Source organism: Terribium retamae, from assembly GCF_022347545.1.
Lineage (GTDB): Bacteria > Pseudomonadota > Alphaproteobacteria > Rhizobiales > Rhizobiaceae > Mesorhizobium > Mesorhizobium retamae.
The window spans coordinates 16,143-40,519 of record NZ_JAKREW010000033.1; the positions used below are offsets into that span (position 1 = coordinate 16,143).

Genomic DNA, 24,377 nt, shown 5'->3' on the forward strand with positions numbered 1-24,377 from the left:
AAGGAGCGCCAACGAGATTGAACGGACTGCATTCAACTGCTGGGTGACCCCCCGACAGTCAGATGCCAGGTGATCCGTTCAATCGTGTTGGCGTTTTCGCTTTATTTGCCGCCGTTGAACAGCCGCGTGTTGAGTTGCTTCTCGGTGCCGCCGCCAAAAATGCTGCCGAGAGTGCGAAGCAACTGGCGAACGGCATCTGAACGGCAGGAATAATAGATCATCTGGCGGTCTCGGCGAGTCTGGACCAGCCCAAACGCACGCAGTTTCGCAAGATGTTGCGACAGGGCCGATTGGCTGAGATCCACCTTTTCGGCGATCGTGCCCACCGTCAGTTCATCGTCGATGAGATGATTCATGATGGCGAGACGCTTTTCATTCCCCATCAATGTGAGGAATGCAGCGGCCGTTTCGGTGTCGGAGACCTGATTTTCTGGAAGCATCAGCTGCCCACCTTCATTCAAATTTGTGGCCATGGGGGCAATGGCGACGATGAATCACTCATACACTAATTTTATTCAGTGATGCAAGTCTCAGATACAACCACAGGTCACACTTCAATACGCGTGGACATAATCGCGTAGAAAAGGTTCACGTTGCTTCGGCGGTCATGGCGGCGCGGCCAGCCTTCACCATTTCCACCAGGGTCTTGCGTAGATCCTGCTGTGTTTCCAGGGGCTTGGGAAAAAAGACCCGTTCCGCCCTGTCGCCGCTGACCAAGTCCATCCCATCCGCATCGAATCCGGTCAGCGACCAGCCGTCGCCCGCTGCCTTCGCATAATGGTGCGCGTAAATTGCAACCGCGTCGAGATGCTCGCTGTTCATATGGTCCAGCGCGGACTGTTCGGTTTCGGCCAAGGCGTCATTGATCGGGCCCGCCTGGAGCAGATCCGAACGTTCGAGCAAATAGGCCTTGCCGAACCCGCCATTGAGCGAAGCGCGATCGACTTCGAGCCTGAAGAAAGAGAAATCGCCGAGCCCGACATATAGCTTGGCTTTGGGGTTCCGGTTCAGATAGCGCCGCTCGGCACGGATTTGTTCGGGCGCTCCCCGTTCCAGCCGCGCGGCGCGACACATCAGCGTCATGCGTGGATAGGCGAGGGGGTCGCCTTTGCCGGGCTCGCCGAGCAGCAGTGAACAACGAGAATCGGCGAGCAGCGCGCCCGTATGGGCAGCCAGCATGGAAATGAGGATCAGCGGCGTGCCGTCAATATCGGTGGCAACGCCGACGCGGCTGGCGAGTGGTGAGCCGGTGGTGGGATCGATAACGGCCAGTGCTCCGAACCGTGCTGTGCGCAGCAGGGTCTTGGCCAGTCGAATGGATTGAGCGTCGGTTTCCCGGATGATGTCTTTCTTCGGCTGTTCCAAGGCATTCACCCGCCATAAGCTGAACGTTTCTATCCGCTTATCGGCTGACAACGCCGGCTTTGACAAGGGCTTCGGCCTCGTCCTCGCCAAAACCGAAGCGCGCGAGGATCTCAATCCCGGCCCGCTGGCTGTCGGATGGAGACGCGGTGGATGGAGTTGCCGAAAATCGTGGGGCGGGAACCGGCCGAGTGAAGCCGCCGACGTCGACGAAGGCGTTTCGCGTGCGGTTGTGCGGGTGCCGGCGCGCCTCGCCGAAAGACAACACCGGCGCGACGCAGGCGTCGGTGCCGGAAAAAAGCTGCTCCCATTCGTCGCGGTTTTTTTCCTGCACCCGGGACGCTATCGCCCGGCGCATCTCGGGCCAGAATTTCAAATCGTACTGGCGTGCAATGAAACGTTGATCGAGCGGCAACAGGCGGGAAAATTCCGCGAAGAACTGGGGTTCGAGGCAACCGACAGCGATATGGCGCTCATCGGCAGTTTCGTATGTATCGTAGAAGGGGCAGCCGGAATCGAGCAGATTGACCCCGCGCTGCTCCTTCCATAGTCCTGCCGCCACAACGGCCTGAAGAGGAGCGGCGAGCATCGAGGCCCCTTCCACCATCGCTGCATCGATGATCTGCCCTTTGCCGCCGCGCGAGCGCTGGAAGAGCGCTGCAAGCACACCGGTAATCAGCATCATGGTTCCGCCTGCGTAATCGCCAATCAGGTTTAGCGGTGGCAATGGCCGTTCGCCTTCACGACCAATGGCGTGCAGCACGCCGGAATAGGCCAGATAGGTGATGTCATGGCCGGCACGGTCGGCCAATGGACCATCCTGACCGAAGCCGGTCATACGGCCATAGATCAGCGCCGGATTCCGCGCCAGCATCGTGTCCGGGCCAAGCCCCAGCCGTTCCATCACGCCCGGCCGGAAGCCTTCGACCAGGACGTCGGCTTTTTCTGCCAACCGTAGCACCAGTTCGGCGCATTCGGGACGTTTCAAGTCGAGAGCAAGGATGGAGCGGCCATGCCGGTCCAGATCGTATTCAGCAGGCAAGGGGATCAAATCCCGCTTGGGGCCGTCGCGTTCGATGCGAAGCACCGTCGCGCCCATTTCGGAGAGCATGAGCGCGGCCAGTGGCACCGGACCGAGACCGGCCATTTCGATGACGGTGAGGCCGGCCAGAGGCCCGCTTTGGCTTTCCTGTCGCGCGGCCTCTGTCATTGCCTTCTTATTTCGGTGCCATGCGGATGGCGCCGTCGAGGCGAATGGTTTCGCCATTCAGCATCTGGTTTTCGATGATGTGAAGAGCCAGGGCTGCATATTCGGACGGTTCGCCGAGCCGAGAAGGGAAGGGCACGGCGGCACCGAGTGAATCCTGCACTTCCTGGGGCATGCCTGCCATCATCGGCGTCTTGAAGATGCCGGGAGCGATGGTGCAGACGCGGATGCCCGACCGGGCAAGGTCGCGTGCCACCGGCAGGGTCATCCCAACCACTCCACCTTTGGATGCCGAGTACGCAGCCTGTCCAATCTGTCCGTCAAAGGCGGCCACCGATGCGGTGTTGACGACAACGCCACGCTCGCCGCTGGTCAGCGGTTCGAGTTTGGCAGCGCGGTCAGCCACGAGGCGGATCATGTTGAAGGTGCCGATCAGGTTGACTTCGATCACCTTGCGGTACTGATCGAGTGGATGGGGACCGTCCTTGCCAACGGTCTTCACTCCGATGGCGACGCCAGCACAATTCACCAGGATACGCGGTTCCCCGAGCGACTTCGCAACCTCGGCCACAGCGGCAGAACCGTTCTCGGCGCTGGAGACGTCGCATTTGACCGCAATGCCACCAATATCGGCCGCCACCTTATCCGCACGATCGATGCCGATGTCGAACAACGCTACCTTGGCGCCCTTGGCTGCGAGCGCGCGCGCCGTCGCTTCGCCGAGGCCTGAGCCGCCGCCGGTCACGATCGCGATCTGGCCGTTTGGGTTCATGCGCTGTCCTCCTTCATGATCGGTGGCATGCTACGGGCCTGTCGCGACAGCCGCAACAGGCGAGGACGGAGACGATGACCGACGAACTAGGCCGGTTCATTCGCCTCGACCTGGTCGGCATGGCGTACCATTCCGGTCAGCCGCACCGTGGCTCCCGGTTCTATTTCGTGCGCCAGGAGTCGATCCAGGTCGACCGGGCGCGGCATGGAAATTTGCCCGCGCGGAATGCGCTTGAAGCCGAGCGGACCGTAGTAGGGTTCATCGCCTACCAGGACGACGCACGGCCAATCAGCCTGTGCGGCGGCTTCCAATGCCATTGCCACCAGCTTGCGGCCGATGCCGAGGTTCTTGAAAGCAGGCCGCACCGCCAAGGGCCCGAGCAACAGGGCTTTGCCTGATCCTGCCATGATACGGGTCATGCGTACCGAAGCGATCACCGTGCCGAGATGTGTGGCGACAAAAGAGAGGTCGCGCTCGTGGGGGCCGCCTTCCCGGATCTTATAGGCAGCGCGGGCAAAGCGGCCGGGGCCGAAAGCCTCTTCGTTGATGGATTCGATTTCAAGATCGTGCGCCGGAGTTTCCGGCAGGTAAGTCACGTCGGCAAGGCTCATGGTCTTTGCGTTCCGGTATGCGGGAAAGAGTGCTGCAAGCGGCAGCGTTCGCCAGTCAGCGCTTCAAGCGCGGGCGCACTTTCGTCGTCGGTCGAACCGGATCGTTGCAAAGTCGAACATGCGAATTGTCCGCTAGCATCAAAGTTTCTCGACCGCAATCGGTGTTTTCGTCTGTGTTGCGCCAGCATTTGACAGTGTGTTCAGCCAAAACACGTTCCCAACGGCAATGCGCTGCCTAAATTGGAAACCGAAGACAGGAGGAAAGTCGCGATGGGATTGCTGGTCGATGGCAGATGGCAGGACCGTGGATATGATACGGAGAGTAGCCGCGGAAGGTTCGAACGATCCCAATCGCAGTGGCGCGACTGGATCACCCGCGACGGCAAGGCGGGAGAGGGCCGCGAGCGCGGTTTCAAAGCGGAACCCGGCCGTTACCATCTCTATGTCTCGCTCGCCTGCCCGTGGGCCCATCGCACGCTCATCTTTCGTGTGCTGAAGAGGCTGGAGGCGGTGATCTCCGTCTCGGTCGTGCATCACCTGATGCTTGAAAACGGCTGGACCTTCCTGGCCGAGGATGGCGCGACGGGCGATACACTCTACGGCCTTGATTTCCTGCATCAGATCTACACCAAGGCCGATCCCGGCTATTCCGGTCGCGTCACCGTTCCGGTCCTCTGGGACAAGAAAGAGCAGACGATCGTTTCCAATGAGTCGTCCGAGATCATCCGCATGTTGAATTCGGCTTTCAACGAGTGGGGTGACGCCACGGTGGATTTCTATCCGCAATCGCTGCGCGCCGAGATCGATGAGGTCAACGCCGAGGTCTACAGTGCAGTCAACAATGGCGTCTATCGCGCCGGTTTTGCGACGAGCCAGGCTGCCTATGAAGAAGCATTCGGCGACTTGTTTGCCGAGCTGGACAGGCTGGAAGCAAGATTATCGCGCCAACGTTACCTGGTCGGGGACCACATCACCGAAGCAGACTGGCGCTTGTTCACCACGCTTGTCCGTTTCGATCCCGTCTATGTCGGCCACTTCAAATGCAATTTGAAGCGGATCGCCGACTATCCGAACCTGTCCAACTACCTGCGCGACCTTTATCAGGTGCCGGGCGTCGCACCGACGGTCGACATGCGTCACATCAAGGCGCACTATTACGCAAGCCATCTCAACATCAATCCGACGGGCATCATCCCTCTCGGGCCGGAGATCGATCATCTGGCCGCGCACGACCGCGACCGTTTCACGAAAGCCGCCTAGTCGTCACCAGTAGGGCGAAACCGGAACCCCGCGCATTGTTTCAGCGATACGTCTCAGCGTCGCGGGCGTCGTGCGGTCCGGCAACTGGTCGAGCGGGAAGAAGCCGGCTTCTGCAATTTCGCGGTCGGGAAGCTTCGGCCCCGTCTGGCGGAAAGCCTCGACCAGATAGAGCCCGACATGGTCGCGCGGGCTGGAAATCCTGTTGAAATGAACGGATTTCAGGGCAGGTGAACCTGAGAGAACGATATTGCCTTCCTCCTCCAGTTCTCGGCTCAAAGCCTGTTCCATCGTCTCACCTTTCTCGACGCCTCCACCCGGCAACTGCCAGCCGGGAACATAGGTGTGGCGGATGAGAAAGATGGAATTGCGCTCGCGGTTATAGACAAGTCCGCGCACGCCGAGGGTCATCGGCCGTCGCAGCAGGAACAGAGTGTGAAAGACTTTCGCCCGCAGAGCCGGCCAGCCGGTCTGACGGAAAGGTTGTTCCGGGTCGCTGCCGATCATTTCAGGTGAACCATAGGTGGATTGCGGACGACCGGTCGCATATGAAGGTTTCCATGTTCAGGCTCGCGCATCTTTCCGACGCCCATCTTGGTCCGCTGCCCGGTGTATCGTATCGCGATCTCGCCTCCAAGCGTGTGCTGGGCTACGTCAACTGGCAACGCAACCGGCGCCGCACGATGCACGATGCCGTCATCGACACGCTGGTGGCTGATCTCAAGGCAAGTGGCGCCGACCACATCGCCGTGACCGGCGACCTCGTCAATCTGGCATTGGACGGCGAAATCGAGATGGCCCGATTGTGGCTCGAGACCCTCGGCGCGCCGCACGACGTTTCGGTGGTTCCCGGCAATCATGATGCCTATGTGCCTGGCGCATTCGACAAGGCCTGTCGCGCGTGGACACCGTGGATGTGCGGCGACGACGCAACCCATCCCGTCGATCGGCATACATTCCCCTATCTGCGGGTGCGCGGAGAGGTCGCGCTGATCGGTGTATCGACAGCCAGGGCAACCGCGCCGTTCATGGCAAACGGCTTCTTCGAGGAAAAACAGGCTGCGCGCCTTGACCAACTGCTTGATAAAACAGGCAAGCGAGGGCTCTGCCGGATCATCATGATCCATCATCCACCGGTGCGTGCGGCAGTGTCCCAACACAAGCGCCTGCTCGGCATCCGGCGCTTCCAAAGCGTGGTCCGGCACCATGGCGCCGAGCTGGTGCTGCATGGCCATTCGCATGATCCTTCGCTGTTCTGGATCGGTCGCGTGCAACGCGTGCCGGTGGTTGGTGTCGCTGCTGCCGGCCAGGGGCCGGGCGGACGGCATCCGGCGGCGCAATACAACCTGATCGAGATCGACAGGGTGGCTAGCGGCTGGCGCATAGGTCTGACGCGAAGGGGATTGACGGGGCCGACATTGGCCCCGGCCGACCTGCAATCGCTGGAACTGGGTGCTGCGCCGGAAAAATCTACGGTCTGAGATTTTCGATGAATGGCATTATACGATCCCAGAACAGGATTGCCGAGATGCCTAGTCCGACGACAGCCCCAGCCAGGATCAAACCCAGCCCGCGCAGGAAGAGGCTTCCGCTTCGCCGGCTGTTTGTAGCCTCCACCGCGTCCATTCTGGTTTGCGGCCCCGATCGTTCGATCGGCTTTATGTCACCTTCCATCAGGCGTTGCCGCTCGACCAGTCGTTCTGCCACGTATCGGGTAACCTGATCGGCAACCACTTTCATGTCGGTGGATTCGGCCAGTACGATGCGGCCAAGGCGGGTGTCCTTGAGGAATCGGTAGGTGCGCCGATCGCGACCCATTGCGACATGGCTGACTGCGTCGATCCACAAGCGCGGTTGTAGCCCGGACGACAAAGCAAAATCGAAATAGTCGATCTCCGAAGGCACATCGGAAAAGACCGGCGCCAACTCGGTTGCAAGCAGTTCAAGGCGCGTGCGATGGGCCTCGCGCATATCCACGACAACGTCGTCGCGGTCCGCCAGCGCGTTTTTCACTTCGCGAACAGCTTCCGACAGTTTGCTGTGCGTCTTATCGATCGGGGTGACGGTCTCGCCTGCTTCCGGCATCGCTCGCCTCGCGGTTTGGTAAACCACCGGTTAACACGAACCGGGACAATTTTCATCCTCCGCGATTGTGTCGGAATGATTTCAGACCTGATTTCTCAGGATGCCTCGAAGCAATTCGACGATCAGCCCGGGTGTTTCGTCAATCAGCATATGGCCGGCGACCGGCGCCAGATGCAGTTCGAAATGAGAGGGCAGTTGCTCGCTCTGGCTGACCGGCAAGACACTATCCAGCACGCCCCAGACAACAGCGACAGGCATGGACAGTGCGGAGACTGCTTCGGCGGGGATTACACCCTGTCGTCCTCCGCGGGTGATCGCTGCAACGATTTCCGCAAGTTTTTCCATCTGGCCAGGAGAAGCGCGCATGTCCAGGGCATCGGCCACCGCCTTGTCGGTGACGACGTGCCCGGGACCGGACATTGCCGCCAGGCATGCGCGGATGTCATCGCTTTTCGTGGCTTTGGCAAATCGACGCAGCAGCGGCGCATCGATCTCGGCTCCATAGCCGCCGGGAGCAAGCAGGGTCAACGAGGCGATGTCTTCCGGTGCCGACAATGCCATCAATGTCGCCACGGCACCGCCCATCGAGTGGCCTACCAGATGGAGCCGGCCGACACCGCGTTCCCGCAGATCGCTCTGGATTGCCGCAGCCATCTTTTTGGGCGAGGAGGAAACATCCGCGTCGCGCGACTTCCCATGTCCGGGAAGGTCATAAGCAAGAATTTTTGCCTCATCGGAAAGTTGAGAGGCAATCCCTGCCCAGGTGGCGTGCGATCCACCAAAACCGTGCAACAGCACAAGCGTTTCGGACCCGGTGCCGCTTTCGTGGACGAAGAGATTTGTCGAAAGGGGACGTTTACGTGGCGCCATTTAATCCCGCAGCTTGAAGACCTCTGATAAACTTCTCTATCATTTCAGGCGGATAGCTCCGTTTGGCGAAAGTTTCTCGTGGGTTCGCGGTAAAATCGGGAAACCTGGCGTTCAAATCCGACAAGAGGCGTGCTGCCTCATCCCGCTTGCCGTCCTTGCTTGCGACGATGAGCTGCGCCACGAGATATTCGGGCTGCGGTTCGACCGTGGAAAGCGCCTGCGCCGCCCGCTTCTGCAGCTCGAGATCGTCCAGCATGAATGCCCCCTGGAATAGGGCATAATCAAGCCATTTGCTATGCGGATTGGCAAGGTTGAGGCTGCGCGCCAAAAGTGCCGTTCCCTCCCGATAGTCGCCCACCATCACGAGCGCCCAGCCGTAGTGATAGACGGCTCTCAGGTCGTATGGCGCTGCATCATAGGCCTTCTTCGCCCAGCGAACCCTTTCCTTCTGGTTTCCGAGAACACCTTCTGCATAGGCTGCCATGCGGTAGGCACGCGAGCTGCTCGGATCGATCTGGATCGCCTTGTTGACATAGGCCATCGCCTGCTGGACGCTCGGATTGGGCGGATAAGCATACCCCCAGACGACCGCATCCAATTGCTGACCGGCAAGGGCCGCGTAGATCAAGGCCGATGCTTCTCCATGCGCAATCAGATTTTCGAGACAGCGGTATGCGGCTTCGTGGTTCTCTGCACTTTGGTTGGATGGATAGGTCTTCGAGAGGATGAGGCAGCTGGTCAAATCGTTCTGCAGGCGGTTTTGCTCGATATAGCCATAGATCGACCCGAACGGGCCGGTGACGCTGCCAAGGATCTTGGCGATACGATCGGCCACTTGCGACGCCGTGGTTTCGAATGCGGACAGCGTTTCCGAAGTCAGGATGCGGCCGGTTTTCAGGTTCTTGACTTCAATCGCCACGCTGCCGACTGCGGCACCCGATCCCAATGTGAAGACGAAAGCGGTCGGGTCCTCCATGCGGGCAGCGTCCCCGTCGGGGTTCAAGTCGATGAACTGGACCGTTTCCATGTTGGACAGACCAGCCCGTAATATGGTTTCGACGCGCTGTATCTGAGGATTTTTCTGACTGGCGATCAAATAGACGGACGGCAGTTTCTCCAAGGTTGTCGCGGTGGCCGAGGCGGCTGCCGGCCCTCCACCATTTGCTGAACCGGCTGGATTGAGGCCGGGCCCATAAGTTTGACGGAGCATGAGCACCGTAAAGGTGATCATGACGATGAAGATGACGGCGACGGCGACCCAGAAGACATGCAAGTGCCTGAACAGGGTGGCCGTGGCGCCAGAGGCGTCACCTGATACACTGTTGGACGGTGTCTGTATGGCGATCGCTTCCGGAGAGATGGTTGCCGGTATGTGATCCAGAACGAAAGGCGCTTGCCGCTGTCCCGTCGACGGCTGAAATGGGATACCGACACCATTCGGTTCATAGCTGGGAATATAGCTGCCACGCGGAATGACAATCCGGATCGGTTCAGCGGCACCTTCGGTCGTGAAATATTGTTCTAGCAGTTCTCTTAGCCGGCCTGCCTGTACGCGCACCACGGCATCGGTCGAGGGATCGAAACCGGCGTCCTTGCCGAACACATCGACAGCGATGGAGAATCCTTTGAGCTTGTCGGCTTCGCCGGACTGCTCTCTTTCGACCAAATAACGCAGAAGTTCACGCGCACGTTCCGAGCGACCAAAAGTCTGGCTCGCCAGCAATCTATCAAGCGTTTCGCGCACTGCGGGGGCGGCAGGCGTGGAATGCTGCAAGTGTCGAACCTCTCAAGCCGGCACAAGTCGTATTAAGTTATCCACGATATCCGCACTTCCGTGCCAACATCGCCCCAAGCCCGGTTGAATCATTACAACCCCGGCTGGAAAAATCCAGCCGGGGTGTTTGCCGAAATTGGGATAAATCAGCGGGTTTTGAAGCCGATAATGCGGTTTGCCGCCGAGACGACCGCTTCGAGCGAAGCACCGACGATGTTGGTGTTGATGCCGACACCGAAAGTTTTGCCGCCTTCGTGCTCCATTTCGACGTAAGAAACAGCGGAGGCGTTCGAACCGCGCTGCAGCGAATGCTCGGAATAGTCGAGAACCGACAGTGCCACGCCGAGATGGCGCGAAAGCGCGTCGACAAAACCATCGATCGGACCGGTTCCGGTGCCCTTGATGATGGTTTCCTTGCCCTTGTCGAGGATCACCGCCTCGACAACGCGGCGGCCTTTCGCCGTCGTATCGGGGAAAGTTTGGTGATCGACGAATTTCAGCCTTGCCCCAGGCTGCTCGACATAGCGGTCGATGAAGCGCTCATGGATACGCTTCGCGGAGACTTCCTTGCCTTCCGCGTCTGTAATGGCCTGGATATCCTGGCTGAACTCGACCTGCAGGCTGCGTGGCAGATTGAGGCCATAGTCGGCCTGCAGCACATAAGCGATACCACCTTTGCCCGACTGCGAGTTGATACGAATGATCGCTTCGTAGCTGCGGCCGACGTCCTGCGGGTCGATTGGCAGGTACGGCACTTCCCAAACTTCCTTGTTGGCGGACTGGATAGCCTTCATTCCCTTGTTGATGGCGTCCTGATGCGAGCCGGAGAAGGCGGTGTAGACCAGTTCACCGACATAGGGGTGGCGTTCGGGAATCTTGAGCTGGTTGGAATACTCATAGACGTCTTTCATGCGGTTGATGTCGGAGCAATCCAACTCCGGATCGACGCCTTGCGTGAACATGTTGAGCGCCAGCGTGACGACATCGACATTGCCGGTGCGTTCGCCATTGCCGAACAATGTGCCTTCGACGCGGTCGGCGCCGGCCATCAGGCCGAGTTCGGTCGTTGCGATGCCGGTGCCGCGGTCATTGTGCGGATGCAGCGAGATGATCAGGCTGTCGCGGTTGTCGAGATGGCGGATCATCCATTCGATGCGGTCGGCATAGACATTGGGCGTCGACATCTCGACGGTCGACGGGAGGTTGATGATCAGCTTGTTGTCGGGCGTCGGCTTTACGATTTCGGCAACCGCGTTGCAGATTTCCAACGCGACTTCCAGCTCAGTGCCGGTGAAGCTTTCCGGCGAGTACTGAAAACGATAGCCGCCACCAGCCTTGGCTGCCATATCGGTGATCATCTTGGCGGCATCGGTAGCGATCTGCTTGATGCCGGAGACGTCCTTCTGGAAGACGACACGGCGCTGCAACTCGCTGGTCGAGTTATAGAAATGGACGATCGGGGTCTTGGCGCCCTCGAGTGCCTCGAAGGTGCGCGTGATTAATTCGGGCCGGCATTGCACCAATACTTGCAGGTCGACATCGTCAGGCACGCCGCTTTCCTCGATGCACCAGCGCGCGAAGTCGAAGTCGGTCTGCGAAGCAGACGGAAAGCCAACCTCGATCTCCTTGAAGCCCATATCGAGCAACAGTTGGAACATGCGCGCCTTGCGCTCGTGTCCCATCGGGTCGATCAATGCCTGGTTGCCGTCGCGCAGATCGACGGAACACCAGATCGGCGCTTTCTCGATCTTCTTGTTCGGCCATGTGCGGTCGGTGAGGCCAACCAAAGGATAGGGCTCGTACTTGCGTACGGCATTCGGCATGCCTTTGGGGGCAAAAGCTTGTGGCATGTCGACCTCGACGCTCTTTCGTTGTGTGGAACTCATCTTTCAGTCTCCCGGCTGCTGGCCGGCATCGCCGAAGCACAAGCAGCGCCTTTAGGCTAAGTCAATCGGTTTGGTGACTTGAGGAGCTTGCCTGGGATCGAGCCCTGGCGGCAACGACCGCCGGGCGCTCCTTCAGCGGACCCGGCGATCGCCGATAAGGCCGAGAAGAAGAAGGGTCGAGGAAAGGGCGCGCACGGTCTCGCCGGCGAGGCCGGTCGGACGGAAAGCAAAGGATGCTGGGCGCGTCTTCATGGCCGCTCTCATACAGGAGCGTTTTGCCCAAGGCAAGCGAGGCGTGGTGCTATCGCCGGTTTCGGGCCGCCGACGCGGTTTTCCTTTGCGGTTTCATCCAAATGCGGCAGAGTTCCCCAATCGCGCGGCGCATGCTCAGCGCCACGGAGGGCTGATCATGAATTTCGTGTTCTTCTCGCCCCATTTTCCCGCCAATGGCGCCGATTTCTGCGATCGGCTAAGAAAGGCTGGCGCGACGGTGCTGGGGATCGGCGACGCGCCTTTCGAAGCGCTGGCTCCCACACTCAAAAGCGCGCTCAGCGAATATTACCGCATCACCGACATGGAGGATTACGATCAGATCTATCGCGCGATGGGCCATTTCATCCACGAATGGGGACGGATCGACCGGTTCGAGTCGCTTAACGAACATTGGCTTGATCTGGAGGCCGGTATCCGCACCGACTTCAACATCGAGGGTATCAAGCTCGACTATGTGAAGAACATCAAACGCAAGAGCCGCATGCGGGCCTCGTTCCGCAAGGCCGGCGTCAATGTGATCGCACAGCGCAAGACGTCCGACCGCGCCGGCGCCATGACTTTCCTGCGCAAGGTCGGATATCCTGTGGTGGTGAAGCCGGATTCAGGCGCAGGCGCCACGCACACCTACAAGATCTCCAATGTTGCCGAACTGGACGAGTTCTTCCGGATCAAGCCGGAGGGTATGAGTTTCGTCATGGAGGAATTCATCGACGGCCTCGTCGTGACCTATGACGGTCTCGTCAACCGCGACGGTGTGATCGTGTTTGCCGCGAGCACCAAATACGACGACTCCATCATGGATGTCGTCAATAAGAACAAGCACATGAGCTACACATGCCGGCCCGAAATTCCGCCTGAGATCGAGGATGCCGGACGCAGGATCGTCAAAGCCTTCGACCTTAGGGAGCGCTTCTTTCACATCGAGTTGTTTGAAACCAGGCAAGGGAAGATCATTGCACTGGAGGTCAATATCCGCCCACCCGGCGCCTGGATGCCGGACGCCATCAATTACACTTTCGACGTCGATATCTACGCCGAATGGGCCAACATGGTCGTCAAGAACGAGGTTGGCGGGCCGTTTGAAGGAAAATATTTCACTGTCTATGCCAGCCGCAAGAACCATATCCGCTATCGCCATAGCCATGCGGATGTGTTAGCCGCCCACGCCGACAAGATCGTCCATCATCAGGACATCGAAGAGGTCTTCAGCCGCGCAATGGGAAACTACGCCTATCAGTTGCGTTCGCGCGATCGGGATGCGTTGCGCCAAGCGGTCGAGTACATCCATGCCGAGGAGGCATAAGCGATGGACATTTCCTATCATAAGCGCTGGAGCGGCAAACTCGGCCGCGACATGGAATACAAACGCTATGGCTATGCCGGACGTCCGGTCATCGTCTTCCCGACTTCGCAAGGGCGTTTCTATCAGTTTGAAGATGCCGGCGGAGTCGGTGCGCTTGCCGAATTCATAGATACCGGCCGCATCCAGATATTCACGGTCGATGGAATAGACAGCGAGAGCTTCTTCGATAAAAGCGGCGACCCTGCTCGTCGTATCGCCCGGCATGAAGCTTATTTTCGCTATCTGCGCGAGGAAGCCTTGCCGGAGTTTGCGGTCACCGCCGCAGAGGCCAACAGCGGCCGATCCTTGAAACCGCTGTTTTCCGGTTGCTCGATGGGCGGCTATCATTCGTCGAACTTTGTCTTCCGCTATCCCGACCTTGCAGCCGGTGTGATTTCTCTTTCGGGTGTCTATTCGACGCGAGGTTTTCTCGGAGACGGTCTGGCGGGCGATATCTACTTCAACTCTCCGCTCGATTACCTGCCGGGTGTTTCCGATGAAGCCCTGCTTTCGCGGCTGCGCTCCTTGCGGCTGATCTTCTGTTGCGGGCAGGGCGCCTGGGAGGAACAGATGCTGGCCGAGACGCATGCGCTGGAGCGTGTATTGCGCGAGAAAGCCATTCCAGCATGGGTCGACTATTGGGGCGGCGATGTCGACCATGACTGGCCCTGGTGGCACAAGCAGCTTTCCTACTTTTTCAGCCGATGGCTTGATGAGGACCTGAAGCATCGATTGGACTAGGCGATCTTCCACAGCCTGCCCTTGTTGTCTGCTCCCAGCGATTGTCGTAACCAATTCGGGCGCGAGGCGCGCATGGGCGAGGGATGAGGAGGAACAGCATGGCATTTTCTAAATTCACGCGGCGCGCCGTCCTGGCGCTTGGGCTATCGGTGCTGCCGCTGGCCGGCATGGCATCGCAGTCGGTTGCGCAGGAGTTTCCCAATCGCACGGTGACGTTGGTGGTGCCGTTTGCGGCTGGCGGCTCGACCGATCTCGTCGCGCGCATCATCGCGCAGAAGATGTCGGACGATCTTGGCCAGCAGGTGATCGTGGAGAACGTTGCGGGTGCAGGTGGCAATATCGGCGCCGACCGTGTCGCTCGGGCCGATCCGGACGGCTACACCATTCTCATGGGCACCGTGGCCACCCATGCGCTTAATCCGCTGATCCTGAAAACCAAGCCATACGACCCCGAGAAGGACTTTTCGCCGGTTTCGTTGCTGGTGATCGTGCCTAATGTTCTGGTGGTCAATCCGGAATTGCCGGCCAAGAATGTCCAGGAACTGGTCGCGCTGCTGAAGGCGGAGCCAGATAAATACTCCTATGCCTCATCGGGCATCGGCACGCCGCTGCATCTTTCGGGCGAACTGTTCAAAATCATGGCTGGCGTCGAGATGCAGCACATCCCTTACAAAGGCGCTGGCCCGGCACTCAACGATGTGATCGCCAACCAAGTGCCGATCATGTTCGACAACCTGCCGTCCTCCTCGTCGCACATCAAGGGCGGGACACTGAAGGCGCTCGGCGTGACGACAGCCAAGCGTGTGACGTCGTTCCCGGACCTCCCGACCATCGCCGAATCCGGGGTGCCCGGCTATGAAACCTATACATGGAACGCGCTGTTTGCGCCGCCCGGCACGCCGAAGGAGGTCGTCGATCGCCTCAACGCGTCGGCCAACAAGGCGATGAAGGATCCGGCAGTGATCGCCAAGATGGGCGATTTCAGCGCCACCATTGTCGGTTCGACGCCGGAAGAACTGGGAGCTCACGTCAAGGCAGAACTCGCCAAGTGGGAACCGATCGTCAAGCAGGCCAAAATTCAGGTCGAGTGATCGAGCGTTTCCGCCGCCTGACCTTCAAACACGCTGTGCGGGGCGTCAGCCCCGCACTTCGCCGCCCGCCTCGGCGGGTTGGTTCAACCCATATCCGCCTGCGGGCTCGGTTTCGAACTGGAAATCGAAGCCAGCCACCATCGGACGGGCTCGCGCGATTGCTTCCTGCACATGCGGAAGTTGAAGCGACGCCTTGTGACTTGCCGCGTCGATCCAGACTTCGGTGACCCAGATAGCCGTGGTATCGGCTGGGTCACGGGCAACGATATAATTCAGGCAGCCGGGCATGGAATCGGTCGCCTCGAGCAAGAGCTGCAAGAGTTCCTCTCGCTTGCCGGGAGTTGCTCGCATCTTTCCGATCAGGCCATACATCAGGCACTCCTTCGATCGTTACCCCTCCAGAGCGCCGCGCGGGCCGATTTGGACACGCAGAGGACGCTCTCGGACCTTAAACTCGCGCATCCTGCATTCCTAAAAGCGATTTCAGTTTTCGGCCGATGCGCTGGACCGATCATCGAACGAAAACGAGCCCGGTATCAAGGCCTTAGATAAACATAACCCGCCATTTGCAACTCGGCGAGCTTCACGACGCCGCCGGCATCGGCGCTGGCAAAGCCTTCGAACAGATCGGGTAGCGCGATGTCCATGCCGTGCATGGTGTTGGCGCAGGCATGCGGTGTCATACCCTTTTTCACCAGTCCGGCAAAACGGCTGGAGATCGCCGCGGAAGCGCCATCGCGTTTGAACGCAGCAAGCGCAGGGCCGTGAACCACCAGAACGATCTCGACATCACCAGCTGTGCCCTCATAATGGTTCTTGATGTTGCCGAGCACGAAAGCAACCTTGTCGATGTCGTTGAGATGGTAGGCAACTCTCTGCCTGGGAGATGCCGCCGGTGCGGCAGTTGCCATTTTTACCCCGAAGACAGCCCCGGCCGAAGCCAAGAACCCGCGGAAAATATCCCTGCGAAGCATGAAAACCGTCCCGTTCTCGACAGCATAATGCACGTGGCCTTCGGCAGGTTCCTAGCATAAAATCCTGGCCAGCGGATCTTGGTGGGAGAGGGCCGATGGTGACGTCGACGAAGATCGCAGTTGCGGGCGCTGTTGCTGCCATGCTCACCGTGGAAGGAAGCGCATACGCCGACCAGCCACGGATGCTGAAAGAACTCAGCCCGGATGGTGGCAGTGCCTGTTTCGGCCGGATCTACGACGCAAGTCATCTGAAAGCCCATCCGCACCAGAAGGTGGCACGGATATTCTTCTATCACGGCCCTGACCCGGTCAGTCGGGTCAGCGAGGACCCATATGATGGCGTGGGTTCCGCTGGCTTCAACGGTTTCATGACGACAACCGTGCGGGGCGCTTCCAAGCCGGATTGGGTCGGTGGCTGGTGCAATACATTCGGAGAAGGCGAGGAAAAGGGTCCGATCCACTGCGGTATGGAATGCGACAGGACCATGTCCGAGCTCAGCCTGGATGCAAACGGACGGCTGAAAGTCGATGCCTTCGACCGCGACATCTACCTCGACGTCGGCGCGGAAGAAGAACTCGGCAAGGCGGAGTACGAACGGCAGGCGCTTGGAACGGATGATGACGGTTTTCTGCTCGAACGAAGGCCCGTGGCGGACTGCAACGCCGAGTTCGCTCGGATCGATCCAGTCAACCCAGCGCTGGGCGATCCGTTGCGCGTGCGGTTGAAGCCAGACCAACCTTTTTGTTTTGGAAGAGACTATTCGGCTGAACATCTCGCGTCACATCCTGATCAATTGACGCAGGCAATCCGTGTGTTTCGCGGCAAGGCGGAGCTTGCTTCCTTTGCGACCAAGGGAACGATTGCCGAGTGGCCGAACGGGGCTGACCTCGTTGTCGCCATGACCTCCCGCAAGGGGGCGGCGAAGGCCACACAAACCTATTCCTGCCAAGGCGAGGCCGACCAATGGCGCTGTGTGGCGATCGCCGCCGCCAATGGAGCCTCCTGCGATCTGTCGGAGAAGGAGATCTATCTGCGTCGCGGTGCCAATGGCATGATGATGCTGGCCAATCCTAACGAGAGCCTGCCCTTAGCCAATCTTTGTCAAATCAGCGGCGAAACGAAGTCGGACGACAAGGTTTTCCGACTGGAGGCAATGCCGCAGTTGGCCTGCGCGCAGTAGGCGGGGCTCAGGCGAAGGGAACGGCGACCGTCCCCTTCGGCAGTTTGGCTTCGTCATCCGGCTCGACATGGATGGTGATGCGCACCGATGGGATTTCAGCCTTCAAGGCATCCTCGATGCGATCGCAGATGATGTGGCTCTCGCCGACCGACATATCCGCATCGACCACCATGTGAAATTCGATGAAGGTAGCGCGCCCGGCGATACGGGTCCGCAGGTCGTGGACTTCCAGCGCACCCTTGGAATTGGCCGAGATGATGTCGCGGATGCGGATGTGCTCATCCATATCGACAGCGCGGTCCATCAGCCCGCTCATTGATGAGCCGATGACGTGCCAGCCCTGCCACAGGATGTTCAACGCAACGATGACGGCAAGTGCGGGATCGAGGACGTGCCAACCGGTGAAGACAGCGCCGACCAAGCCAACGAAGACGCCGACCGAGGTGACGACATCGGTCATGATATGCTTGCCGTCGGCGACCAAGGCGGGGGACCGTGCTGAACGACCTATGCTGATCAGGATCCAAGCCCAGACGGCGTTGAGCAAGGTCGCAAGGCCGTTGACGGCGAGACCCGTCCAAGGTTGCTCGAGGGGAGCCGGATTTTGCCAGGTGCGCCAAACCTCATTGAGGATCAGCATGGCAGCAACGACGATCAGCACGCCTTCGAGAACGGCCGATAGATATTCCGCCTTGTGATGGCCGAAGGGGTGATCCTGGTCGGCTGGCTTGTGGCTGATGCGGATCGCCCAGAAGGCGGCGGCCGAAGCGATCACATTGACGATCGATTCCAGCGCGTCCGAGTAGAGAGCGACAGAGCCGGTGATGACCCAGGCGAGCAGCTTCAGGCCAAGAACGGCAAATGCCACCACGATCGACCAAAAAGCGAGCGTGGCGACTTTCCGTTTGGTCGCGTCCTTGGCCGTTACTGCTGTCATTCCGCTCAGGCTGCCTTTTCCTTTGCCTTGCGCGGCAGATGCGCGACGACATTTTCGATCATGCGCATGCCTGCATTGTGACCGAGGGTCATGATCGATTCGGGATGGAATTGCACCGCGGCAATCGGCTCCTTCTTGTGTTCGAAGGCCATGATGACACCATCCTCCGTCTCTGCAGTGACGACGAAGTCATCGGGCAGACGAACCGGATCGGCAAAGATCGAATGATAACGGCCGACCGTCACTTCCTTCGGCAGTCCCGAGAAGACGACGCCGGGTTTCGAGACCCGGATGCGCGACGGCTTGCCGTGCATGGGGATGGCGAGTTGCCTCAACTCGCCACCATAAGCTTCTGCAAGTGCCTGCAGGCCTAGGCAGACACCGAAGATCGGCAGTTCGCGCGCTCTCGCCTTCTTGATGGTTGCGGCGCAGTCGAAATCCTTCGGCGTGCCGGGGCCGGGCGAGAGCACCACGAGATCCGGCTTAAAGCGATCGAATACCTCTTCCGGCACTGGTGTGCGCACGGTGGACACATCTGCGCCGGTCTGGCGGAAGTAGTTCGCCAGCGTGTGGACGAAGCTGTCCTCATGGTCGACGAGCAGGATACGGACACCCTCGCCGACACGAGCGGTTGCACGTTCGATGCCAGCGGAATTGCCGGCCTTGGCGTCGCGGATGGCAGAGAGCATGGCGGAGGCCTTCAGTTCGGTTTCTGCTTCTTCTTCCTCGGGAACGGAATCGAAGAGCAACGTGGCGCCGGCGCGCACTTCGGCGATGCCGTCCTTGATGCGAATGGTGCGCAGCGTCAAGCCGGTGTTCATGTCGCCGTTGAAATGCACCATGCCGATGGCACCGCCATACCAGGCGCGCGGGCTCTTCTCATTCTGCTCGATGAAGCGCATCGCCCAGAGTTTCGGTGCACCGGTGACGGTCACCGCCCAGGCGTGAGACAGGAAGGCGTCGAAAGCGTCCATGCCCTCGCGCAGGCGGCCTTCAATATGATCGACGGTGTGGATAAGGCGCGAATACATCTCGATCTGGCGACGGCCAATGACACGCACCGAGCCCGGCTCGCAAACCCTGGACTTGTCGTTGCGGTCGACATCCGAACACATGGTGAGTTCGGATTCATCCTTCTTGGAGTTGAGCAGCTTGAGGATCTGCTCGGAGTCCGAGATGGCGTCGTCGCCGCGTTTGATGGTGCCGGAAATCGGGCAGGTCTCGACACGGCGGCCATTGACGCGCACGAACATCTCCGGCGAGGCACCGATCAGATATTCGCCCTCACCGAGATTGATGAAGAAGGAATAGGGGGAGGGGTTGATCGTCTTGAGACGGCGCGAGATTTCCGAAGGCGCGGTTTCGCAGCGTTCGTAGAACATCTGGCCAGGCACGACCTCGAACAGGTCGCCGCGCTTGAAGCTGTCCATCGCCCGGCGCACCAGCTTGGCGTATTCGCCCGGTTCGTGGTCGCCGCGTGGCGGAATACGATCGGCTGGTTTGAAAGGTTCCGCGACCGGTTCCCGTGGCAGGCCCTCGGTGGAAAACCCGTCGCCGGCATAGTCGTAACGATCGGTCCAGGCCTTGGCTGAATAGTGGTCGACGACGAGAATCTCATCGGGCAGGAACAGCACGAGATCGCGCTGGCTTTCCTTGCGCTCCAGCTTCAGCTCGACTGGGTCGAACTGGAAGGCAAGGTCATAGCCGAAAGCGCCATAGAGGCCGAGATTACTGTCTTCGGGGCTCTTGAACAGGCCGGTGATGGCGCGCAACACGGTGAAGACCGAGGGCATCCGGCTGCGTTCTTCTTCGGTGAATATCCGGCCGGGTTTGGCAACTTCCAGCCTGGTCAGCGCCTTGGTGCTCTCGGTGATCGCGATTTCCGAAAGGTTCGCCAATACCTTGTTGATCGTCGGCAGAAGCGCTTCGCCACGAGCGTTCAGCGCTTCGATCTTCATGGCGCGGCCGCGCGAGGAGATGACGAGCGGGGGATCGATGATGGCGGTGTCCCAGCGCGTGTAGCGGCCAGGATATTCATAGTTGGAAGAGAAGACCGCGCCGCGCCGCGAGTTCAGCCCGTCAAGGTAGGATTCGATCGCGCCCTGATAGGGTGTGTCATGCCGCTGTCGCGTGATCGCGATGCCGCCGGCGGTCACGAACCGCTCCGCGCCGTTTTCCAGGATTTCCACCGTCATTGCCATCTCCCTGTTCCGCCGCGGTGAGGTCTGGAGGCATTTCTGGAAAACAAAAGGCCGCCGGACTTCTCCTGCGGCCACTCTGGTCTTTCACGCACACGCGTTCCGACAGGCCGCTCTTAGCTGGCCCACCACCAAACGGTCTTGATCGAAAGCATGTTCATGGCGATTTCCTTAGCTGCGAATGGGGGCTCATGCAACCGGATTTGCGCGCGGCCTTCACGCCACATCAAGAGGAGTGGACGAACTCTTCGTTGAAGATCGCCGCGGCCTGGAGGTTGCGCGCCAAAAGCGCGCTGCGTGCTGCGTTGACCATTCCGGGCGGTCCGCACAGATAGGCCTCGGTTCTGTTGTCGAGCGGGATCGTACGGATCTCTCCCAGCGCCGCGATTGGGTTGCCGACGAAACCCCTCCACGCTTCGCTGGCCTTGTCGGCAGCGAGTATCAGCTCCAGAGGCAGCGTTTTGGCGAGCGTGCGCAGGGCCTCCAACGCATAAGCGTCTTCGGCGTCGGCAAAACCGGCAATCACGGCCAGCGGCGGCGTGGTTGCAGGGTCGATGCTTGACAGCATCGATACGATCGGTGCCAGGCCGGTGCCACCGGCGACGAACAGTTTGGGCCGCGCGGTCGAGCGCAGGTAGAAGACACCGAAAGGACCGCGCACCGTGAAGGCGTCCTCGGGCTTGGCCCGCTCATTGAGATAGGTGGACATGGCGCCGCCCGGCAGGTCACGCACATGCAGCACCTGCTCCTTGCCGGAGGGCGGGTTGGCCATCGAAAAGCGGCGCGGACTGGCCATGCCGGGAAAAAGCACCTCGACATATTGGCCGGGCAGGAAGGGCAGGGGGAACTGCAACCTGTAGCGGATTTCCCAGACCGAACGGGATGCGCGGGAAAACGCATTGATCTTGGCGCGCCGCAGGGAAGGGGGCATCACGTCGGGGCGCTGATAGGGCAGGTTCAAAGCCATGCCAGGTTGTGCCGGGGTAATGCACAAAAGCACTTCGTTGCCATCTGCATCGCGCGCCATGCATGTGCGGCAGGTGCCTTCGCGGCAATTGCTGGCCAGCGTATTGCCGGCCTTCTCCGCCGAGCCTAGGATCGACTCGCCATTGATCGGCGGGAAGTCCATGGCCTCGCCATCGGAAAAGGTGATGCGGATATTATCTGGGCTCTCCATCAGAAATCGTCGGACACGTAGCCGGTGGAAAGCCCGTCAATGCTGACAACGTTGTTGGCGAGACGATAGGCTTCGATCTGGTCCTCGCTCTGGGCCCCGGCCCATTTCACCAGTTCGTCGCGCTCCTGCATTTCGCCGACGAGGGGGATGCTCCAGCCGCAGGAGGTCGCCACGCTCTCGACATTGAGACGGAAAAGTTGGCGCACGCCAGGCAGGTCGGGGAACGGCGCGCGCAGAGCTGGCCACTCGGGATGATCGGGCCGGATCAGTTCGGCCCTGCCATAGAGGCGCAAGGTCATAGCCTTGCCGGAAAAGGCGCAGAACATCATGGTCATGCGTCCGTTCTCGGTGACATGAGCGGCGGTCTCGTTGCCCGAGCCGGTCAGATCGAGATAGGTCACGGTGCGCTCATCCAGTACGCGCAGCGTGTCGAGCCCCTTCGGCGACAGGTTCACACGGCCGTCATGCGGCGCCGTCGCGACAAAGAACAGTTTCTGCGCCTCGATGAAGGCACGCATCTCGTCGGGGATCGTGCGCCAACCCAGTCCCATGGCTCTCTCCTCACCACATCATGAAGGAAGCGACATCCGCATCCGAGACCTTGCCGGCCATGACGTCGGCGATCGCCTGGTCGACGATGGCGACGCCCTCAGCGGCGTCGTCCGCGGTCAGCGTCAGCGGCGGCATGAATTCAAGCACGTTGGCCTTCAGCCCGACATAGGTGAGTGCCGCGCCCAATTCGTAACAGCGGTAGATGATCTTGGCCGTGGTGGTCGCGGGCACGGGTTCGCGCGTGTCGCGGTTCACGACCAGGTCGACACCGACAGCGAGGCCCCTGCCACGCACTTCGCCGATGATCTCGTGCCGGCCGGCCAGCGCGCGCAGACCTTCAGCGAACAGCGTGCCGATGCGGGCAGAGCGTCCTGGCAGGCGCTCGTCTTCGATCGCCTTAAGCACCGCGCCGCCGGCCGCCGTCGCAACCGGGTTGCCGGCGGTCGTCAGCAAGGCGAAGGCTGCCGCATGATCCATGATCTCTTTCGGACCGACCACGGCCGACAAAGGAAGGCCGCCACCCAGCGCTTTACCGAACACGACCATGTCGGGTGTCAGCCCCTCGTGCTCGAAACAATGCATGAGACCGCTGCGCGCCAGACCGACCTTCACCTCGTCAACGACGATCTTGATACCGTGCCGGCGGCAGCGTTCCTGCAACGCCTTCAAGAATCCTGGCGGCGGCACGATCAAGCCACCGTCGGACATCATCGGCTCGATGAAGACGGCCGCGACCTGGTGAGGCGGGCACGTGGTCTCGAACTGGTAGTCGAGCATGGACAGCACGGCCTCGGCGCTGAAGCGCGGCCGGTAAGGGTCGGGATAAGGGAGCAGCAGGACGCCTGGCCTCGGAAGCGTATGCGTCATCGCGGTGTGGCCGCTGATGCCCATCGAACCGGAGAGATTGCCGTGGTAAGAGCCGATGAAGGAGATGAACCGCGGTCTGCCTGTTGCGGCCGCCAGCACGCGCAAGGCGCAGTCGTTCGCGTCGGACCCGGAATGACCGAACCAGACCCGGCGCTCGCCTTCCCCAGGCGTCACCGCCAGCAGTTTTTCCGCCAGCGAAACGGCCGGTTCATTCGGGTAGAGCAGCAGGCTGGCGCCTGCCATGTTGCGTATAGACTTCTCTACCGCCTCGACGATGGCCGGATGACCATAGCCTAGCAGGGCGGGGCCTGCGGAGCCGGACAGGTCGAGCACCGCGCGGCCGCCTTCCTCGATCAGCCTGTTGCCGCGACCACCAACCAGCGAAAGCGGCGAGAAGCGCAACCGTCCGATCTCGGCGATTGCCCGTGCATCGCGCTGGCGCAGCCCCACATGGCTCATCTTTGAGCTTCCTGAATGCGTGTGAGCGCTGCGGCCATCCTTCCGGCCCATTCCTCGATGCCGGCTTCGTCGGCCAGCAGATCCTGCCGGATCTCCACCAGCGCCGCCTCGATGCCGCGCCGATCGCCATGGACCGGAACAGCATAGTCGGCATCTTCGCTAATAACGTAGGGGACATTGGGCGCCACGTTGAGCGATGGGTCGAGACGCAGCCCGTCGATGATGGCTTCGCCCAACGTAACGGCCCGGTCATAAAGCACGCCCGCATGCCATGGGCGTGTTTTGCCGAGAAAGATCGGCGTAAAGGAGTGGATCGTGACGATAAGCGTCGGCCGCCCGGCAGCTTGGCGGATATCGAGATGGCGTGCGACTTCGTCGTGAAACGGCGTGAACATGATCGCTGCCCGTCGCATCCGCTCAGCTTCGTCCACACCGATATTGCCGGGAATGTCGGTGTCTTCAGAGCGCACGGGAATGCTGCCCTCCGAGCCCAGCGGCCGGTTGAGGTCAATGAGCAGACGCGAGTAGTTGCTGAGGAAAGCGGGCGCGTTCAGCCGCTCCGACAAACGTCGCGTCACTTCTGCCGCGCCGATATCCCAGGCGATGTGGCGCTGCAGATGTGGCGCTTCCAGGCCCAGCCCATGGTAGCGGGCGGGCATGTGGTTGGAAGCGTGTTCGCACAGAAGCACGATACCGGAACGGCCGTCCTCATTGAGCACCTCGACGGCCTGAGGCCAGTCGTGTTCAGGTTCGGCATCCAT

At 60.3% G+C, this 24,377-nt stretch carries 24 protein-coding genes; 6 read left to right on the forward strand and 18 right to left on the reverse strand.

Going from position 1 to position 24,377, the window contains the following annotated elements; all coding sequences use genetic code 11:
* Positions 1-101 precede the first annotated feature (101 nt).
* The 5 genes from L4923_RS23645 to L4923_RS23665 form a co-directional block, all read right to left on the reverse strand.
* The gene (locus tag L4923_RS23645; RefSeq protein WP_239369559.1) at positions 102-440 is read right to left on the reverse strand and encodes an ArsR/SmtB family transcription factor; all 339 of its coding nucleotides are present in this window, start codon (positions 438-440) and stop codon (positions 102-104) included.
* Positions 441-588: 148 nt separating this feature from the next.
* Complete coding sequence (locus L4923_RS23650) at positions 589-1,365, reverse strand: HugZ family pyridoxamine 5'-phosphate oxidase (RefSeq protein WP_239369560.1); 777 nt, start codon at positions 1,363-1,365, stop codon at positions 589-591.
* 37 nt (positions 1,366-1,402) lie between these two features.
* Positions 1,403-2,572 (reverse strand): CaiB/BaiF CoA transferase family protein, encoded by a 1,170-nt coding sequence (locus tag L4923_RS23655; protein ID WP_239369561.1) that lies wholly within the window; start codon positions 2,570-2,572, stop codon positions 1,403-1,405.
* 7 nt (positions 2,573-2,579) lie between these two features.
* A complete protein-coding gene (locus L4923_RS23660) occupies positions 2,580-3,341 on the reverse strand; it encodes a 3-hydroxyacyl-CoA dehydrogenase (protein ID WP_239369562.1) in 762 nt (253 codons plus the stop codon).
* A gap of 86 nt (positions 3,342-3,427) precedes the next feature.
* The gene (locus L4923_RS23665; protein ID WP_239369563.1) at positions 3,428-3,952 is read right to left on the reverse strand and encodes a GNAT family N-acetyltransferase; all 525 of its coding nucleotides are present in this window, start codon (positions 3,950-3,952) and stop codon (positions 3,428-3,430) included.
* A gap of 270 nt (positions 3,953-4,222) precedes the next feature.
* Between L4923_RS23665 and L4923_RS23670 the strand changes: the two genes are divergently transcribed.
* Positions 4,223-5,212 carry a glutathione S-transferase family protein gene (locus tag L4923_RS23670; protein WP_239369564.1) on the forward strand — a complete coding sequence of 330 codons (990 nt, stop codon included), beginning with the start codon at positions 4,223-4,225 and terminating at the stop codon, positions 5,210-5,212.
* A 3-nt stretch (positions 5,213-5,215) separates the two neighbouring features.
* On the opposite strand, the gene L4923_RS23675 is transcribed toward L4923_RS23670, so the two are convergent.
* Complete coding sequence (locus L4923_RS23675) at positions 5,216-5,716, reverse strand: NUDIX domain-containing protein (RefSeq protein ID WP_239369565.1); 501 nt, start codon at positions 5,714-5,716, stop codon at positions 5,216-5,218.
* A 53-nt stretch (positions 5,717-5,769) separates the two neighbouring features.
* On the opposite strand from L4923_RS23675, the gene L4923_RS23680 reads away from it, so the two are divergent.
* Entirely contained in the window at positions 5,770-6,690 is a 921-nt protein-coding gene (locus tag L4923_RS23680) for a metallophosphoesterase family protein (RefSeq protein WP_239369566.1), read from the forward strand.
* Here the strand turns inward: L4923_RS23680 and L4923_RS23685 are convergent.
* From L4923_RS23685 to leuA, 4 genes are all read right to left on the reverse strand, one after another.
* A complete protein-coding gene (locus L4923_RS23685; protein ID WP_239369567.1) occupies positions 6,680-7,294 on the reverse strand; it encodes a hypothetical protein in 615 nt (204 codons plus the stop codon). The two genes, L4923_RS23680 and L4923_RS23685, sit on opposite strands and share 11 nt — an antisense overlap.
* Before the next feature lie 81 nt (positions 7,295-7,375).
* Entirely contained in the window at positions 7,376-8,164 is a 789-nt protein-coding gene (locus L4923_RS23690) for an alpha/beta fold hydrolase (protein WP_239369568.1), read from the reverse strand.
* A complete protein-coding gene (locus tag L4923_RS23695) occupies positions 8,151-9,938 on the reverse strand; it encodes a tetratricopeptide repeat protein (protein ID WP_239369569.1) in 1,788 nt (595 codons plus the stop codon). The genes L4923_RS23690 and L4923_RS23695 overlap by 14 nt, the downstream gene beginning before the upstream one ends.
* A 146-nt stretch (positions 9,939-10,084) precedes the next feature.
* The gene (gene leuA, locus L4923_RS23700) at positions 10,085-11,761 is read right to left on the reverse strand and encodes a 2-isopropylmalate synthase (RefSeq protein ID WP_239369607.1); all 1,677 of its coding nucleotides are present in this window, start codon (positions 11,759-11,761) and stop codon (positions 10,085-10,087) included.
* Positions 11,762-12,233: 472 nt separating this feature from the next.
* On the opposite strand from leuA, the gene L4923_RS23705 reads away from it, so the two are divergent.
* The 3 genes from L4923_RS23705 to L4923_RS23715 all read left to right on the forward strand — a co-directional run bounded on the left by L4923_RS23705 (position 12,234) and on the right by L4923_RS23715 (position 15,271).
* Positions 12,234-13,400 carry an ATP-grasp domain-containing protein gene (locus L4923_RS23705; RefSeq protein ID WP_239369570.1) on the forward strand — a complete coding sequence of 389 codons (1,167 nt, stop codon included), beginning with the start codon at positions 12,234-12,236 and terminating at the stop codon, positions 13,398-13,400.
* Between the two features lie 3 nt (positions 13,401-13,403).
* Positions 13,404-14,180, forward strand: coding sequence for an esterase family protein (locus tag L4923_RS23710; protein WP_239369571.1), 777 nt, complete (start codon positions 13,404-13,406; stop codon positions 14,178-14,180).
* Positions 14,181-14,278: 98 nt separating this feature from the next.
* Complete coding sequence (locus L4923_RS23715) at positions 14,279-15,271, forward strand: Bug family tripartite tricarboxylate transporter substrate binding protein (protein ID WP_239369572.1); 993 nt, start codon at positions 14,279-14,281, stop codon at positions 15,269-15,271.
* A 45-nt stretch (positions 15,272-15,316) separates the two neighbouring features.
* On the opposite strand, the gene L4923_RS23720 is transcribed toward L4923_RS23715, so the two are convergent.
* A complete protein-coding gene (locus tag L4923_RS23720) occupies positions 15,317-15,643 on the reverse strand; it encodes a putative quinol monooxygenase (RefSeq protein ID WP_239369573.1) in 327 nt (108 codons plus the stop codon).
* Positions 15,644-15,807: 164 nt separating this feature from the next.
* On the reverse strand, positions 15,808-16,245 hold the full coding sequence (locus L4923_RS23725) for a DsrE family protein (protein ID WP_239369574.1): 438 nt from the start codon (positions 16,243-16,245) through the stop codon (positions 15,808-15,810).
* A gap of 95 nt (positions 16,246-16,340) precedes the next feature.
* On the opposite strand from L4923_RS23725, the gene L4923_RS23730 reads away from it, so the two are divergent.
* Positions 16,341-17,426: a hypothetical protein gene (locus tag L4923_RS23730; protein WP_239369575.1), complete on the forward strand. Its 1,086-nt coding sequence runs from the start codon at positions 16,341-16,343 to the stop codon at positions 17,424-17,426.
* 7 nt (positions 17,427-17,433) lie between these two features.
* Here the strand turns inward: L4923_RS23730 and L4923_RS23735 are convergent, their stop codons facing one another.
* The 6 genes from L4923_RS23735 to L4923_RS23760 form a co-directional block, all read right to left on the reverse strand.
* A complete protein-coding gene (locus tag L4923_RS23735; protein WP_239369576.1) occupies positions 17,434-18,363 on the reverse strand; it encodes a cation diffusion facilitator family transporter in 930 nt (309 codons plus the stop codon).
* A gap of 5 nt (positions 18,364-18,368) precedes the next feature.
* Positions 18,369-20,558 carry an anthranilate synthase gene (locus L4923_RS23740; protein ID WP_239369577.1) on the reverse strand — a complete coding sequence of 730 codons (2,190 nt, stop codon included), beginning with the start codon at positions 20,556-20,558 and terminating at the stop codon, positions 18,369-18,371.
* Between the two features lie 229 nt (positions 20,559-20,787).
* Positions 20,788-21,738 (reverse strand): 2Fe-2S iron-sulfur cluster binding domain-containing protein, encoded by a 951-nt coding sequence (locus tag L4923_RS23745; RefSeq protein ID WP_239369578.1) that lies wholly within the window; start codon positions 21,736-21,738, stop codon positions 20,788-20,790.
* Positions 21,738-22,289: a pyridoxamine 5'-phosphate oxidase family protein gene (locus tag L4923_RS23750; RefSeq protein ID WP_239369579.1), complete on the reverse strand. Its 552-nt coding sequence runs from the start codon at positions 22,287-22,289 to the stop codon at positions 21,738-21,740. Before L4923_RS23750 ends, L4923_RS23745 begins: the two co-directional genes overlap by 1 nt.
* 10 nt (positions 22,290-22,299) lie before the next feature.
* Entirely contained in the window at positions 22,300-23,616 is a 1,317-nt protein-coding gene (locus tag L4923_RS23755; RefSeq protein ID WP_239369580.1) for an aspartate aminotransferase family protein, read from the reverse strand.
* Positions 23,613-24,377: an N-formylglutamate amidohydrolase gene (locus L4923_RS23760; RefSeq protein WP_239369581.1), complete on the reverse strand. Its 765-nt coding sequence runs from the start codon at positions 24,375-24,377 to the stop codon at positions 23,613-23,615. The genes L4923_RS23755 and L4923_RS23760 overlap by 4 nt, the downstream gene beginning before the upstream one ends.